The organism is Hahella sp. CR1 (assembly GCF_029813005.1).
Taxonomy (GTDB): domain Bacteria; phylum Pseudomonadota; class Gammaproteobacteria; order Pseudomonadales; family Oleiphilaceae; genus Hahella.
The window spans coordinates 64676-80519 of the sequence record NZ_JAPELK010000010.1; the positions used below are offsets into that span (position 1 = coordinate 64676).

General features: G+C 54.2%; 13 protein-coding genes. 11 read left to right on the forward strand and 2 right to left on the reverse strand.

All coding sequences use genetic code 11. The annotated features are described in order from the left end of the window. Window positions 1-350: 350 nt before the first annotated feature. Both ONV78_RS22190 and ONV78_RS22195 read left to right on the forward strand, forming a co-directional pair. Window positions 351-1328 carry a calcium/sodium antiporter gene (locus ONV78_RS22190; protein WP_216736181.1) on the forward strand — a complete coding sequence of 326 codons (978 nt, stop codon included), beginning with the start codon at window positions 351-353 and terminating at the stop codon, window positions 1326-1328. 168 nt (window positions 1329-1496) lie between these two features. Next, window positions 1497-2738 carry a hypothetical protein gene (locus ONV78_RS22195; RefSeq protein ID WP_279506476.1) on the forward strand — a complete coding sequence of 414 codons (1242 nt, stop codon included), beginning with the start codon at window positions 1497-1499 and terminating at the stop codon, window positions 2736-2738. A gap of 35 nt (window positions 2739-2773) precedes the next feature. On the opposite strand, the gene ONV78_RS22200 is transcribed toward ONV78_RS22195, so the two are convergent. After that, window positions 2774-3493 carry an SDR family NAD(P)-dependent oxidoreductase gene (locus tag ONV78_RS22200; RefSeq protein WP_279506478.1) on the reverse strand — a complete coding sequence of 240 codons (720 nt, stop codon included), beginning with the start codon at window positions 3491-3493 and terminating at the stop codon, window positions 2774-2776. A 149-nt stretch (window positions 3494-3642) separates the two neighbouring features. Next, a complete protein-coding gene (locus tag ONV78_RS22205; protein WP_279506480.1) occupies window positions 3643-4560 on the reverse strand; it encodes a LysR family transcriptional regulator in 918 nt (305 codons plus the stop codon). Window positions 4561-5113: 553 nt separating this feature from the next. On the opposite strand from ONV78_RS22205, the gene ONV78_RS22210 reads away from it, so the two are divergent. From ONV78_RS22210 to ONV78_RS22250, 9 genes are all read left to right on the forward strand, one after another. Beyond that, window positions 5114-6256 (forward strand): NAD/NADP octopine/nopaline dehydrogenase family protein, encoded by a 1143-nt coding sequence (locus ONV78_RS22210; protein ID WP_279506482.1) that lies wholly within the window; start codon window positions 5114-5116, stop codon window positions 6254-6256. Between the two features lie 19 nt (window positions 6257-6275). Next, on the forward strand, window positions 6276-7661 hold the full coding sequence (locus ONV78_RS22215; RefSeq protein ID WP_279506484.1) for a Y4yA family PLP-dependent enzyme: 1386 nt from the start codon (window positions 6276-6278) through the stop codon (window positions 7659-7661). A gap of 55 nt (window positions 7662-7716) precedes the next feature. Continuing rightward, window positions 7717-8781 (forward strand): cysteine synthase family protein, encoded by a 1065-nt coding sequence (locus tag ONV78_RS22220; RefSeq protein WP_279506486.1) that lies wholly within the window; start codon window positions 7717-7719, stop codon window positions 8779-8781. An 85-nt stretch (window positions 8782-8866) separates the two neighbouring features. Next, window positions 8867-9775, forward strand: a complete 909-nt coding sequence (locus tag ONV78_RS22225) for a DMT family transporter (RefSeq protein WP_279506487.1) — start codon at window positions 8867-8869, stop codon at window positions 9773-9775. A 251-nt stretch (window positions 9776-10026) separates the two neighbouring features. After that, a complete protein-coding gene (locus ONV78_RS22230; protein WP_279506489.1) occupies window positions 10027-10896 on the forward strand; it encodes a hypothetical protein in 870 nt (289 codons plus the stop codon). 216 nt (window positions 10897-11112) lie between these two features. After that, window positions 11113-12021: a hypothetical protein gene (locus ONV78_RS22235; protein WP_279506491.1), complete on the forward strand. Its 909-nt coding sequence runs from the start codon at window positions 11113-11115 to the stop codon at window positions 12019-12021. A gap of 54 nt (window positions 12022-12075) precedes the next feature. Beyond that, entirely contained in the window at window positions 12076-13230 is a 1155-nt protein-coding gene (locus tag ONV78_RS22240) for a hypothetical protein (protein WP_279506493.1), read from the forward strand. 454 nt (window positions 13231-13684) lie between these two features. Further along, entirely contained in the window at window positions 13685-14872 is a 1188-nt protein-coding gene (locus ONV78_RS22245; protein ID WP_279506495.1) for a thiamine pyrophosphate-dependent dehydrogenase E1 component subunit alpha, read from the forward strand. Beyond that, window positions 14865-15842 carry an alpha-ketoacid dehydrogenase subunit beta gene (locus ONV78_RS22250; protein WP_216736191.1) on the forward strand — a complete coding sequence of 326 codons (978 nt, stop codon included), beginning with the start codon at window positions 14865-14867 and terminating at the stop codon, window positions 15840-15842. Before ONV78_RS22245 ends, ONV78_RS22250 begins: the two co-directional genes overlap by 8 nt. Window positions 15843-15844 lie beyond the last annotated feature (2 nt).

Below are 15844 nucleotides of genomic sequence, written 5' to 3' on the forward strand. Positions count from 1 at the left end.
TAGCGGTGGAGGCGGCCGCGGCGGAAGCTTTAGGTTGTCCCTGTTGAAGGAGTTTGCTAGGATTCGCCCACTCTTAGGGGAGTAGTCTCCCGGCTTCCGCCGGGACGGTCGTCAACAGTCTCCGGGCGCAAAGTCCGTGGCGATCGTGTCCCTCCCAGGATTGATGAGACCTAAGACGCACGAAAAGCAGCCAGGGGTGGATGTTTTTCGTGCGTCTTGGCGTTTATCTTTCCACCCCAGAGGCTGCAAATGATGAATATACTTGCTCTTCATAATGCCGATTCCGTTCCATGGAACTTGGTTACTCTTAAGGCGTATGCGCCGAATTCCGTTAATTGCGAGGTGATCGCATGATGCTTGCATTGCTTGCTATTGTCGCTGGCCTGGCGCTGCTGGTTTGGAGCGCAGATCGTTTTGTGGATGGCGCCGCCGCGACGGCGAAGCATGGAGGCATGCCGCCCCTGTTGATTGGGATGGTGATCGTGGGGTTCGGAACATCCGCCCCGGAAATGGTGGTGTCTGCGCTGGCGGCGTCGGAGGGCAACCCCGGTCTGGCGCTGGGCAACGGTTACGGCTCCAACATTACCAACATTGCATTGATTCTGGGTCTGGTGGCGGTGATCAGCCCCATCGCCGTGCACTCGCAGGTGTTGCGCAAAGAACTGCCGATTCTGGCAGCCATCACCCTGCTATCCGCGGGCTTGTTGTGGGACGGCGATCTGACCCGCGTCGACGCGGCGATTTTGCTGGTGGTGTTCGCCGGGCTGATGGGCTGGACCATTCGCGAAGGCATGCAGCAGCGCTCCGATGCGCTGGCGTCGGAAGTGGACGATGAAATGATCGCGCACCCCATGCCGCTGAAAAACGCCATATTCTGGCTGGTGGCCGGCCTGATTCTACTGATTATCAGCTCGCGCATTCTGGTGTGGGGCGCGGTCACTGTGGCGCACAGCCTGGGCGTCAGCGATCTGATCATTGGCCTGACCATCGTGGCCATCGGCACTTCGCTGCCGGAGCTGGCCTCTTCGCTGGCGGCGATCCGTAAGGGCGAGCATGACCTCGCCATCGGCAACGTCATCGGCTCCAACCTGTTTAATACGCTCACCGTTGTCGGCATCGCTGCGGCGATTCATCCTCTGGAAGTACAACCGGAAGTCCTGTACCGCGATTGGACGCTGATGGCGGGCCTCACCCTGGCGCTATTCGTCATGGGCTTCGGCTTCAAAGGCAAACAAGGCCGCATCAACCGCGTCGAAGGCGGCATTCTGCTGGCGGTGTACCTGGCTTACACCAGCTACCTCGGCTACACCGTGGTGGCCGCGGCTTAAACAGATCGTAGTGGGCGTTGGGATGGAGTCCCGACGCCCGCGAATGATTTATTTCCTCGTTGTTATCCCGCATTCTAATAGCCGGTTAATGCGCCTGGACTTCCATGCACATGTTCGCCGTGGCGCAAATCGCGCACTGTTTGATAAATACATTAGAGATGTTATCCCGTGATGATTCCTTACGACGCTATACACGCCCTCAAAGGCGAAATCGAAAGTAATATCGAGGCGGCGGTCAACGCCTTCCAAACGGATTTCGCGGCGACGCTGACGACGATCAGCCGTCAGACCTCCCCGATATATGACTTTCTCAATAACGACGAATTATGGACTGACGACATTGACTGGGATATCCGCGCGGAGTTGAGCAAAGAGTGTTTTACCGCTGTCGAAAACGGGCTGCACGCCTTCTGCGATACGCTCATCGCCAGGGCGAACGCCTCGGAGACGTTCATGCAGTCGCTGCATGAGCATATGGCTGAGACAGAACGGGACTATCGCTATTACCTGTTTGCGAATATGAGTGATGAGACGACATTCTCCATGTTGCTCGACAAACTGACGCAGCAGCTGGAAGTGGAGGATCACGACTATAGTTCCGGCTGGCTGCCCACGTTGCATGGCTGGGGGCGGAAAGCGGAATACGCGGGCAGAGTCACAGCGTTTCTGGAATCCAGCTTTGAGCGGCATTTCGAGTACGCCAAAAGAGTGCGCAGTGAAAAGTTGAACTCCTATGGCTTCACGCCATCGCTATATCATGAAACTAACAAGGGGCTGGTGGGCGCTCTCGCTATGGCGTACACGCGTCACCATATACCTAACGCGACTGATATTTTGTTAGGGGTGCTGCGGAAGGTCAGCGATGACGAGGCGTCCTATGGGTTGAACTGCAAGACCGGCCCTGTGGCGATCGCGCTTTCGCTGTGCGGGTATGCGGGGGACGTGAGCGTATTGGAGTCCTTCCTGGAAAGTTTTGAGTGGCGTTATGAAGGCGCCCAATTCGTCATGGAAACCCGCTATGCGTTGTGGATGATCAAACGTGACGCAGACGGCGCAGCGGCGTTTCTCGGGAATCCCGAAAATACCAAGAATCTTTCTTACGCCGCATGCGCTATCGCCGACCTGGACGCCAAACAGTATTTGCCGCTAGTGGAGCAACGCTTCGCCGATATCGACAAACCTGTCGCCAAAGAAGTTTTTAAAGAAACCATCACGCGGCTGCGTGACCAGACTTCTGCGCCGGCGCCGTCAGACCGCATGATTTATCTATTCGGCGAGACGGATAGAACGGAAGTTTTGCTTGGCGGCGACTATTCGGGAGAGTTTTACAGCCGCGCCAAGGCTGCATCCTTGGATAGCGCCATCATTGACTTCACGGAAGAAGACGATGACTCGGCGGATATTTTCTAGGGAGCGCTATCCTGTTGTCAATGGTCTTCGGGGTGTCAAAACGGAATCTCGCTACCATCCCAGGCGAATAGTTTGCCGGTGTCTTCCGGGCGCAATCGTTCGATAACCTTCATGAGATGGCTTGCGGCCTGATCCGGCGTAAAAAGCCGCTGTGGCGGGACGCGCTCAAGAAAAGGCGCGGAAAGCGAGCTGGCGACGGTACCAGGATGCAGACCGACGACAATCGCCTGTTTGTTGCGGCGCGCCACTTCAATGCTGGCGGTCTTGAGGGCCATATTCAGGGCGGCTTTAGAACTCCGGTAAGCATACCAACCGCCTAATCGGTTATCAGAAATGCTGCCGACCCTTGCGGATAAGGCGGCGAACACCGCAGGACGGCTTGGATGTAAGAGGCCGAGGAAGTGCTTGGCCACCAGCATCGGACCAATCACGTTGGTGAGGAAGCAGGCTTCAAAGTTCGTTCTTTCCAACTCTTTCAGCGCCTTCTCCGGTCGCATAGTCGCCGTGTGCAAAAGACCCGCCGCCACGAATACTCTATCTAGTGGGCCCGAAGCGGCGGCGATCTCCGCAGCCCGTTGAATGGACTCCTCATCGCTAAAATCCAGGCGACCTGAATAGATATTGCTTTGCTCCCAAGTGCGAGGTGAACGGGAGTATGCAAACACCTGGGCGTCGGGCTCGCTGGCGAACCGATAGGTCAGGGCGGCCCCAATAGCGCCGGAAGCGCCGACGATAACGATGCGGTGTTGAGTCATGTTGGGCTGTCTGTTTGAGGCTATTGCAATGTTGTTGGCGAATACTGGGAAAGATACGCAGAGGACGACGGAAAGGTTCAGCGAAGGCGGTAGAGGCGGTAATGCAGTGCGGCGGAAAAGAGGGCGAGGAAGAAGGACCGTGATCACAGCTATTCGGCTGTCACGGCCTCTTTGTTCAAGATACGCGCTGGCTGGCTATTGGTCTCGCGGGTGATCCATTGCAGCAGTGTTTCATACTCCCTGCTGTCCCGTAACGAGGGGACGCAGGTGAGCTTGTAGCCCAGGCCGGTTTTCACGGTGCGGGAGAATACGTTGATCAATTGTCCATTGGCCAGCTCACTCTGCACGTACAGCACATCGGTGATGGCGACGCCGCTGAATTTCACGGCGGCGGTGATGGCGGATTCCATGGAATCCATGATCAGCATGCGGTCTGAGCTGATTTGCGCGCCGGGCAGGCCGGTGTGGGAGAAATATAACTCCCAGTCGGACATGGAGGGGTTGGGGCTGATGAAATTCGCCTGATCCAGTATTTCCTGATCGGACAGCCCCCGTAATTGCTCGTAGTAGTCTTTGGAGCACACCGCGACCAGATTTTCCTCATAAAAGAACTCGTCGGACGGCTCATCGCAAAAGATGATGCCCATATCGTAGTGTTCTTTCAGAAAGTCGACGGAATGACGCCAGGCGGTCGTCACCTTCAGGTTAAGCTCGGTTTCCTCACGAATGCGGCTGAGGCGCGGCAACACCCAACGGATAGCGAAGGTGACCGGCACTTTGATCTCGATAAAATTCTTTTCGTGGGGAATGCCGCAGGCGCCGCGAATGATCTCAAAGGCCTGGGTGAGTTGTTCCCACAGACGCTGACCGCTTTCGGTCAGTTGCACCTGCTTGTTGTTTCTCACCAGCAGCCGCTTTTCGAAATGCAGCTCCAGGGCTTTGATATGCTTGCTGACCCCGCTGTGGTTGATGCACAGTTCTTCCGAGGCTTTAGAAAAACTCTGGTGGCGGGCGACTGCTTCAAAAACTTCCAAGGCTTTTAATGAAGGCCGTGAGTTACTCCTCATACATCCCTCCTGGAAAAAATATCACAGCGATGTGCAATATAATCAATTTACTTTTTTGAGTCGATTAAAATATCTTTTTCTAAATAAAAACAAATTGTAACGTTGCTTTTTGCATAGTACTGACAAGGTTGTCACTGTTCGCGGCGACAGGTTTTGTTCTCGGGATGCGGCGATTTAATCGGCGCAGTGAGAGGCGGACCGTCGGCCGGATAGGTGTGTCGTCATGCCGTTTATGGAGGGGTTCCTCCTGGGCGGCCTGGTATTTCAACTTTTCCGTCCACGCACCGCTTATTTTGTCGCTGGTTACGTGGATGGAGGTTTGGAGGCTTGTGACACAACGGGCGTCCAATCCCGACATCATCAACGATTTTCCAGCGTAGGACGCCCTGGCCAGGGGCGCACATGGAAAGCCCGCCGCAAACCCGGATGTTGCAGGCAATTGCAGGACCCGGCACAGAGCGATATAACGCAGCAACGCCAAGCGTAAGGTAACGCGTTTGACCTGACAAACCCGTGTTCCAAGTCAAGAAGTAATGGAAAGGAAGTTCGCAATATGAATATCGTAATCATTGGCGGGGGCCAACAAGCCCACGCGCTTCTGGGTATCTTCGCCTCACGAGGGCAGGAAGTTTCGATGCTGACCCGGAAAGCCCAGGAGATAAACGAAAGACTGGGCGCCAATGGCCAGATTGTCGTATCCACCCCCTATGGAGAGGATCTGCACGCCAAGCCGGTGCGGGTGACGGACAATCCCGCTGAAGTCATACCCCAGGCGGATCTGATTTTTATCACCAATCCCGCTAACGATCGTCCCCGCGTATTGGCGCAGATCGCCAATCTGATTTCCGAAGAGAAGGTCGTGCAGCTATGCGCGATACCCGGTTGGGGCGCTTTCGACTGGATGGTGGATTATCACATCGGCCGACGCTCCAATGTCTACGCCTGGGGCATCAAGGACACGCCGGTAATGGCGTCCCATCTTGTGCCTGGCCAGAGCGTGAGCATTCTCGGATTCAAGAAGGAACTGTTTTACGCCATTTCCAATCCAACTCACATCAAGGTGGAGCTGGCTAAGAAGGCCCTGGAAAAACTGTTTTACCAGCCTGCCAGCCGTGCGGAGCACTATATTGAACTGAGCGCCTGCGCGGGCAATCCGATTGAGCATTTGCCTATCCTGTACTCCCTGGTCGGTCCTTATTCACAGTGGGATGGCAGACCTTTCAAAGAGCGACTGAGCTTTTATGAAGATCTCACCGAGTTCGCCGCCTATCTGATCAAGAAATGCGACGAAGAGCAGCAGGCCATTTTGGCGGCGCTGAAAGAGGTGTATCGCTCCGATTTCCCGTTTGCGCTGCCGCTGCACGAAGACATCGTAAAAATATACGGCAGACAGATCACCAATCCGCGCACGCTGTACTCCACCTTCCGCACTAACCCTGCTTACGCGGGCATCAAGATACCCATGCTGACCTGCGATGGCGGCTTTGAAGTCAATCGTCGCCATCGCATCTTTACGGAAGATGTGCCTTACGGCATGGACTTCTTCCTGGAAGCCGCCAGAAGGCTGAACGTCCATACCCCCATGCTCGCTGAAATTCGTGATTGGGCTTATGAATACTGCGGGGGCTTTGAAGACAATATCACAGGTTACTTCCCCTCCGGTTGGCCGCAACGTTCTATGGCGTTGGTGCGTTAACCAGGGGAGCCGGGAAGTAATGGTGACAATTAAATCATGCCGGCGGGATGGCGTGAGGGGAGAGGCTGCGCCATATCTGACGCCGTTGATTCATCCCCTGACGCAACATGTGCTGGGCTCCGATCCAGCTCGTTTAAATGCGCTGATGGATGCGCACGGCTCGCCCGCGCATCTGATGTTTCCACAGATATTTGAAGAAAATCTCTACCGTTTTCGGCGGGTTTACGCCAACGCCGATATTCGCGGCGACGTGCTGTATGCGATGAAAGTCAATCGCTGCCACAGCTTTCTCAAGGCCGTCGCGATCAATGGCGCGGGAGCGGACGTCTCCAGCCTGTTTGAGTTGCAGGATGCGCTGGCTGCCGGCGTCGAGGGCGAAAGATGCTCGCTATCCGGAGCCTTTAAAAGCCCGGACTTTGTTGAACTGGGAATGAAGGCGGGGGCGATTATCGCCATTGACTCCGCGGAAGAATTCGAGGTGTTGCAGGCGTTGCTGCTGGCGTCTCGCCAAGGCGATAAAACCCGTATCAAGCTGCGTTGGAACGGCGATGTCGGCGTCAGTCGATTTGGCATGAATAGCGAAGCGCTGAGGGCTCTGGCGGACGCGCTGAAGCCGTTTCGGCATCGACTGGAACTGGAAGGCGTCGCTTTTCACTTGGGCGGCTACTCCATCCGTCAGCGGGCGGAGGCGCTGGCGGTATCCATTGAAATGATTCGCTACTTCCGTGGATTAGGCTTTGACGCCAACAGCGTCAACATAGGGGGCGGTTTTCCGACTCGCTATATTTCCCGAGGCTCTTGGGAGGCGTTCCAGGGTTACAACGGGCCTCATTACTATATGGATGGCCGCTCCCCAGACAATTTCTATCCTTATTGGTCCCCCCGCGTAAAAGAGGAGGCGCTGGAGGATATTGTGTTGGCCTGCGGCAATCGTGAGCGTCTGCGCCAAGAGGGTGTGGCGCTATATGTGGAGCCGGGACGAGGCCTGGTGGATCAGGCCGGAGCGACCCTGTTTCGCGTCAAAGGCGTCAAGCGTTTGGAAGCGGGCAAGCATGTCATCGTTGTCGACGGTTTCAGCTTCAGCGCGTGTGAACCCTGGTTTCAATCAGAGTTTCTGGTGGACCCGATCGTGATTGGCGCAGGCCAGGGCGATGCGGGCGTCGCCTATATCGCAGGCGGTAGTTGCCTGGAGTCGGACGTGCTGACAAAGCGATGGATTCCTTTCAAGAATCTGCCGCAACCGGGAGATTGTCTGGCCTTTGTAAACACCGCCGGTTATCAGATGGATTTAATGGAGACCCGTTTTCACCGTGCGCCGACACCGCAAAAACTTGCATTAATCGCAACCGACGACCATGAAGGAGGGCATGGCGATTGGTCATGGCGATTGGATGAGTCGTTCTGAGCAGTTTCGCAATCAGGACTGGAAAGCACTGATATATAACGAATAAGGAATGAACATGATTAAAACAAAGGTGTCGGAATTAATCGGCGAAACCCCTCTACTGGAGCTGCCTTTGCAGGATTGCTCCTGGAAATTGCTGCTGAAGCTGGAGAAGTTTAATCCTGGCATGAGCATGAAGGACCGTATGGCCCGCAGCATGATCGAAGCGGCGGTGCGTGAAGGCCGTTTGCAGCCGGGCGGCGTTATCGTGGAGTCGTCTTCCGGTAACACCGCGACGGGGCTGGCCCTGCTGGCCGCGGAAATGGGCTTTCGTTTTATCGCCGTGATGGATCATCACGCCGCTGCTGAAAAAGTCATGGCGGTGAAGGCCTACGGAGGAGAAGTGCATATTGTCAAAGGCGATTACGCCGATGACGAAGTGGCGACGGTGGAAAGAGAGCTGACGGCGGCGCGTCTGGCCAGCGAAATTGAGGGCGCCTGTTTTATGGATCAATCCAATAACCAGGCCAATCCAGGCGGCTACTCCAGCACACTGGCTCATGAACTGATTCGTGACACAGACGGCGTTATCGACGCTCTGGTGGCTTGCGTTGGCACCGGCGGCTCCATCACCGGCGTGGCCTCAGCGCTGAAGACGTATCGATCCGACATTCGCATTTTCGGAGTGGAGCCGGTGGGGTCAGTCGTGTTTCGCAAGGAAGGCGGACCTTATTACCAGTCCGGCACTGGCGTGCCCCCGGGGGATTCCATTGGCGCGGCGTTTCGCCGGGAACTGGTGGATTACGGCTATCAGGTGACGGATGCGGAGGCGTTTGAAACCTGTCGCTACCTAGCGCGTCAGCGCGGGTTATTGATTGGCGGTTCGGCGGGAGGCGCAGTGTATCAGAGCGTCAAAATCGCTCAGAACCTGAGCGGAAGAGGAACGATGGTCTGCATCGTCTGTGACGGAGGAGAAAAATATCTGCCAACAATTTTCAATGATGAGTGGATGAGCGAGAGGGGACTGTTCGAGCCGCGCGTGCATCAGGAGTTAAACCGCTGGCTGAGGCCGGCCTTTTCCGGGCGGGTCAACAAGGCCCGGGCGGAGGCGGACGCCAGAGCGGCGAGCCTGTGTCTTTGACGCAGGCGTGACGCGATGCGGTTTGGGGCGTTCACAAGGGGGTGAACGCCGAGCGGTCAACCGTGGATAAAAAAGGGATACCAAAATGGAAAACACACAAAATAGCAAAGCCATGACGTTTGTTTTTATCGCTGTCGTCGCGGGCACAGGGATGGATGCGTTCGTTAAACAGGTGGGGGAAGAAGTTGATACATGGCAGTTGCTGTTTCTAAGGTGGTGCTTCGCTGCGCTGCTTTTGATACCCATGGCGGTAAAAGAAGGCGCGGGCATCTTCGTCTGGAAGTCGCCGAAGGCGCATTTGATGCGCGGCGTGCTCAACTGCGTCGCCTCCTTTCTATTGTTCTACTCCCTCGCCAACCTGCCGCTGGCGGTGGTGGTGACGATTTTCTTCGCTGAACCTCTGTTCATCGTTCCGATTTCCGCGCTTTGGCTGAAGGAGAAAGTGGCTCCGGGACATTGGCTGGCGACTCTTGTCGGCTTTATCGGAGTGTTGCTGATCGCCCGCCCCAGCGGCGACTTCACGCCCCTGGAAATCATCTATCCGTTCGCCGGCGCCCTGGGCTTCGCCCTGTTGCATATTGGGACGAAGAAGTACGGCTCCGAGGAAAGTCCCATCAGCCTGATGTTCTGGCTGGCGATTCTGACGATTCTGATGTCGGGCCCCATGGCGGTGGCGGACTGGTCGCCGGTATCGCTGAAAGACTTTTCCTTTATCGGCCTGATCGCCGTGCTGGGCTCAGTGTATAGCTACTTCTGGATCGTCGGCCTGCGTATCGGCAGCGCCGCCATCGCCGCCCATATTAGCTATCTCTCCCTGCCGTTGGCTTACTTGATCGGCTGGGCGTTCTTCGATGAAACGCCAGATATGTACACAATTCTGGGCAGCGGAGTGATCTTCCTGTCCGTGCTCATGGTGTCTGTAAAAAACGGAATGAAGCTCCCGTTTCCAAGGGCCCTGCGGCGGGGCAAAACCTACGACGCCAAAGCCTCCTAATCGCGACCCGGGTCTCAGGGGCCCGGGAAAACCGATGATTTTACTGATTTCTATCATCACCGGCTGAAGCGCCCTGTATAGCCCCGATACTTTGCGACATTAGGGCGCTCAAGGCAAAGTTCTCACAGGAATTCAGCGCATTCCACTAATAAAACGATCGATTGACCCTGCTGTACCTCATCTCTAGTATGCCTGATTTCAACATTTAGTAGTCTTTTTTCGTTTTACGCTGACAAAACGCCAAGTACCCCATGTTAAAACGCTTATTCGCCTCCCGCAGACAACCCTACGTTCCTGGCTTAGACAAACCAGAAAATATCGAAATTGACTTAAGCGGCTCCAAACTGTGCTTGCAACTACCGCCCCATCACGATTCTGATGGATTTGAGGATTTACAAGCGCCGATTCCCCGAGTCAATATTTACGATCCAACTGTTTATCCTGAAAGCACAATTGATGATCTGTTTACCAACACCTTGTTTATTAAGCGAAACTGGGATTATTACGGTCCGTTCTGGCGCTTGAGGCGTCTGGGTTATACGACCTTCATTGCGGTAGTGGAACGGGTTAACTGCCTACCGGAAGGGATGAGTTGTTTTAACCCCCATCATCTGGAGCAGGCGCTAATACACTTAATTTATCAAATGGGGCCGAATACTCCAGCCAGAGGTGAAAGGATCGCACCAGTGAACTGGGCGGTGCGTCAGTCGGGCGATAGCTTATGGGTGCACTATGAAGTACATAAGAACTTGGGAGAGCTGATTGAAGAGGAGGCTTTTATGCGGGCCCAATACTCCAGTTACGCCGTTACCCCCTTGGATGACCGCCATTACCTTCGTCTGATGTTCCATAACAACGGCTATGCCCCTGTGGAATACGCCATTCGACATATGAATGCCCTGCGGGACAAGGTCTGCCACCATATTGAGATGAAACTTAGTCTCTCGGCCCGAGCCCAGCACGAACAGGCTCGACAGCGCTGGCCCGGTGCCCGCATTTCACTCCAGCGGGAGCCGGAAAACTGGGTGTACCCGGAATGGCGGTATGGAGAGTCCGGCATAGGCGAACCCCGTGTGGTGATTCTTAAACCCGGTTCCTCACCGCCGTCTTTTGTTCCCTAACGATATTTGCTCACCGGAAACCATCCGAGAGATGAACTTGGGCTAGGGGGGGCATGTTAACCCTCTAGGAATTTATTGCGCCACCAGCATGCACTTGGATATCTGCGCGCTGGCTCACGGCCGACAAAACATAAGTAATATGGACGATTGACCCTACTAGAGCCTGTCTCTAGTATTTGCGATACCCTTCATTCTAGTGAGTAGCCTCTGTCGCTTATGCTGACAGGGCAGAAATGGATTAACGCCAAATATTCTATGCTAAAACGCTTATTCGCCTCCCGCAGACATCCCTACATTCCAGGGTTAAACAAGCCTGAGACCATTGAAATTGATTTAAGCGGCACAAAACTACGCATGCAACTGCCGCCCCATCACGATTATGAGGGGTTTGAAGCAAGGCAAGCTCCTATTCCCCAGGTCAATATTTATGATCAGGCAATTTATCGTGACAGTACACCTGAAGATCCATTTTCGAGCTCGGTCTTCATTAAGCGGGGTTGGGAGTATTACGGCCCAATATGGCGTATGCGGCCAGTGGCCTCCACAACTTTTATTGCCGTGGTGGAACAGGTTAACTGCTTGCCAGAAGGGATGAGTTGCTTGAACCCCAGTCACTTGGAGCAAGCCTTGTTGCGCTTATGTTATCGGATGGGGCCGGAGAAGCCACGACAAGCTGTAAAGCGCGCGCCGATAAATTGGGCGATCAGACAGTCGGGCGATACTTTATGGGTGCATTATGAGATCCACAAAGATATGAGCAAAATCCATGTACCTTCACCTTTCAGCGCGAGCGAGTACTCTAGCTATGTAGTTACTCCCCTGGATGACCGCCATTATCTTCGTCTGATGTTCCATAACCATGGTTATGCCCCGGTGGAATACGCGATTAGGCATATGAATGCCCTGCGGGACAAAGTCTGCAGTCAAGTTGAGTGTCAACTCAGCCCCTCTGCTCAAGCACGGATGGAGCAAGCCCGGCAACAGTGGCCGGATGCCCGTATTTCATCCCAGCGGAACCCGGAAAACTGGGTGTATCCAGAATGGCGCGATGGAGACTCAAATATTGGCGAGCCTGATACCGTTATTCTTAAATCCGGCTCGCCGCCCCCGCCTTTTGTTCCCTAAATATATTAAGTTACCCAAAATTATCTGAAAACGAATCTAAGTGAGGATAAAACAGTGTCTCATAAGGACCCACAATGGCCTGCGATTATCACTAAACAGGAAGATCCCAATGTGCAGCGAAATGTGTTGATCAAAAAGCGGAATTATGACAACTGGCTGAGGATTAAACGTCAGCATCCTGGGAACTTTTACATGACCAGCATGTTCCGGGCTATTTACGCATTGGCGTTAACACCGGGTGCTCAGACCGGTGCAATGAAACAAGAAGATTTCGGGCCGATTCGGGTTCAATATTGTATTGAGCCGAACGGCGATGTCAAAGTGCTGTGGTTATGTATCGATGACAGTCCACAGGCTGTAGTAGACAATACCCCTGGGCTTTACAAGGTTGATTGGGATGTTGAGTTGAAAAGTTGGAAGTCGGACAATGCTCCACAGTCAGCTATGAAGCTTCAGCATCAGTGGAGCGGTGCCCATACTGCAGCTGTGGCAGGAAAGTTTGAGGGTAAAGATAAAGCTGGTGAAACACTCTTTGAGCATATTGCCAAAGCTTATTCTGTGGCGCTTAATCCTTCCACGTTGGAAAAGCCTGGCAATCACTACTCATTGGTCTGGATGAATAACGACTTCAACAACCAGCAGTATGTGAAAAACATCGTGTCATTGATCCAGGATGCACAAAGGCAAAATGGCAAAGTTCGTTGGCTGGTTCATGGTGAAGGGGTGGGCTCTTTTGTCAAAGCCCTGGAAACTATTCAGAGCAACCCTCTTGCCAATAATGTAATCGTCGCTGGGAATAAGCTGGAAAACCAGACCGTGTTTTTTTCTAATCCGAGAGGGAGAAACACCACGGAAAAAGCATTGAAAGACCTGTGTGAAAAAGCAGGCTTGCACTATGCTGGCGTTCAGGTTAATTCCTCTGATATTTTCGCTAACAAAGATGCTCGTCAGGCGTTTATCGCGGAAGTGCAAAAAGTTGCAGCGAAGGGTGTAGTTACCGGCTCGCTTGGGGCTGTGGGTTACACCACTCTGGAGAAAAGTTTTGATCTGTTCGCCGCAGCAGACAATATTTTCGCCGCGATTGGTATCGGCCTATCCGGTTACGTGTTAGCCAAGGAGGCCGCAAGCAAGCTCAGCGGGTATGCACGGCATGTACCAGGATTTGTGTCCACTGCCTTTGGCAAAGGCAACCAGGAATGGAAGGGGTGATGAAACCCTTCCATAATCATCAGCCGTTCTCAGCTCAAGCGTATTAATCAATTCCGTTTGTTTTGACTCGGTAGTTGTAATCACGGATTCAGATAATTAGCTATACCCGCCACATCACATTCGCTCGGCTGCTGGGTTGCCAAGAGGGACATCTCTTACGATTGGCTCCCTTGGGCCGAGACGCTTCTTTGTAGGACAACGGCTCCTAAACCCCTCTGATCACGCAGGGGGGCTTTCAATTGCGTGTGAAATCAGATTGCCGGGGGACTTTGTTTCGCACAAAGTATCGTGTCCACTGGGCTGATCAGGCAGCATTTTTTTCAATGCTGACGTTTACGTCAACGTCACTAAAGTCTATTATCCTCAGGGTGGATTACCGTCTACAGTAGAAAGTGGAGCGGAGCCTTCAAAAGGGGCCCGCCTTGCCTCCGAACGTATCCAGGAAGAGGACCCTATGAGTCAAACAACAAAAACAATAGAAGTTATTCATAAACCTGAGTTCATTCAGGGAAATGAATTTAAGTTTCCCATCTTTCAGGTCCTGAAACAGGATGGCGCGACCTATAAAGGGGCTAAGCTGCCGGAGATGGATCAGGAAGAAGCCCTGAAGATCTACCGCACCATGGTGTTCACCCGCGTGCTGGATGAACGCATGCTGGCCGCCCAACGTCAGGGGCGTCTCAGTTTTTACCTGCAGTCCACCGGTGAAGAAGGCACAGTCGTCGGCTTCGCTGCGGCGTTGGATGACCGGGACATGATCATGGCTCAATACCGGGAGCAGGGCGCTTTGGCCTATCGCGGATTCTCGGTGGATGAGTTCATGAACCAGCTGTTCGGCAACGAGCTGGATTATGGCAAGGGCCGGCAAATGCCGATTCACTACGGCTCCGCCAAACTCAATTACATGACGATTTCCTCGCCTCTGGCCACCCAGATTCCTCAGGCCGCCGGTTACGCATACGGTCAGAAGCTGGAAGGCAAGGGGCTATGCACTGTAACTGTATTCGGCGAAGGCGCCGCCTCTGAAGGGGATTTCCACGCCGCTCTGAATATGGCCTCCGTGCACAAAGTACCGGTTATCTTTCTCTGCCGTAACAACGGCTACGCCATTTCCACCCCCTCCAGCGAACAGTTCGCCGCAGACGGCATTGCGCCGCGGGCGCTAGGTTACAGCATGCGCGCCATCCGCGTAGACGGCAACGATATCCTGGCGGTGTATCTGGCGACTCAGGCTGCGCGCAAAATTGCGGTGGAAGAAAACGAACCTGTTTTGATCGAAGCCATGACTTACCGTCTGGCCGCCCACTCCTCCTCCGACGACCCATCCGGCTATCGCAGCAAGAAAGAAGAAGACGTCTGGCGCGCCAAAGATCCCATTGCGCGTATGCGTAACTGGATGATCAAGAAAAAGTGGTGGTCCGAGGAAGAGGAAAAGCAGCTTCAGAACAGCATGCGCCAGGAAGTGCTGGACGCAATGAAGAACGCTGAGAAACGGCCGCCGCCGCCGGTGGAGTCGCTGGTGACGGACGTGTACGACGAAGTGACCCCGCAACTGCATGAACAATTAGAAAAACTCAAGATGCATGTCCGCAAGTACCCGGATGCGTATCCCAAGAGCGCGGGGAGAATGACGCATGGCTAAGATGAACCTGTTACAGGCGATCAACAACGCCCTCGATATAGCGATGGCGGAGAACGAAAAAGTAATCTGTTTCGGCGAAGATGTCGGCGTTTTCGGCGGCGTTTTCCGCGCCACTAGTCATCTTCAGGAAAAGTACGGCCGCGCCCGCTGCTTCAATACGCCGCTGGTGGAGCAGGGCATTATCGGCTTCGCCAATGGATTAGCGGCCCAAGGCCATGTGGCGGTGGCGGAAATCCAGTTTGCGGATTACATCTTTCCCGCTTTTGATCAGATTGTGAATGAGTCCGCCAAATACCGTTATCGCTCAGGCAACCTGTTCGATGTCGGCGGTCTGACCATCCGTACGCCATACGGCGGCGGTATCTCTGGCGGGCATTACCACTCGCAGTCGCCGGAAGCCTATTTTGCGCATACGCCGGGCCTCAAAATCGTGGTTCCGCGCAATCCCTATCAGGCGAAGGGGCTGCTGCTCAGCTCTATTCGTGATGACAACCCGGTCGTGTTTTTCGAGCCGAAGCGGATTTATCGCGCGTCCGTTGGCGACGTGCCTGAGGAAGATTACGAATTGCCCCTGGGTAAAGCGGAGGTGTTGAAGGAAGGTTCCGACATCACTCTGCTGGCTTGGGGCGCGCAAATGGAATACATCGAAAAAGCGGCGGAAATGGCGGAAAAAGACGGTATTTCCTGCGAAGTGATCGATTTAAGAACCATTCTTCCCTGGGACGTGGACACCGTCGTCAACTCGGTGTTGAAAACCGGACGTCTGGTTATTTCACACGAAGCGCCTTTGACCGGCGGGTTCGCCGGCGAAATCGCCGCCACCATTCAGGAGCGCTGCTTCCTTTATCTGGAATCGCCCATCGCCAGGGTGACCGGTTTGGACACGCCTTTCCCGCTGGTGCTGGAGAAAGAGTATCTACCGGATCATCTGAAGATCTACGAAGCGATTAAACAGAGCGTGAACTTCTAGGA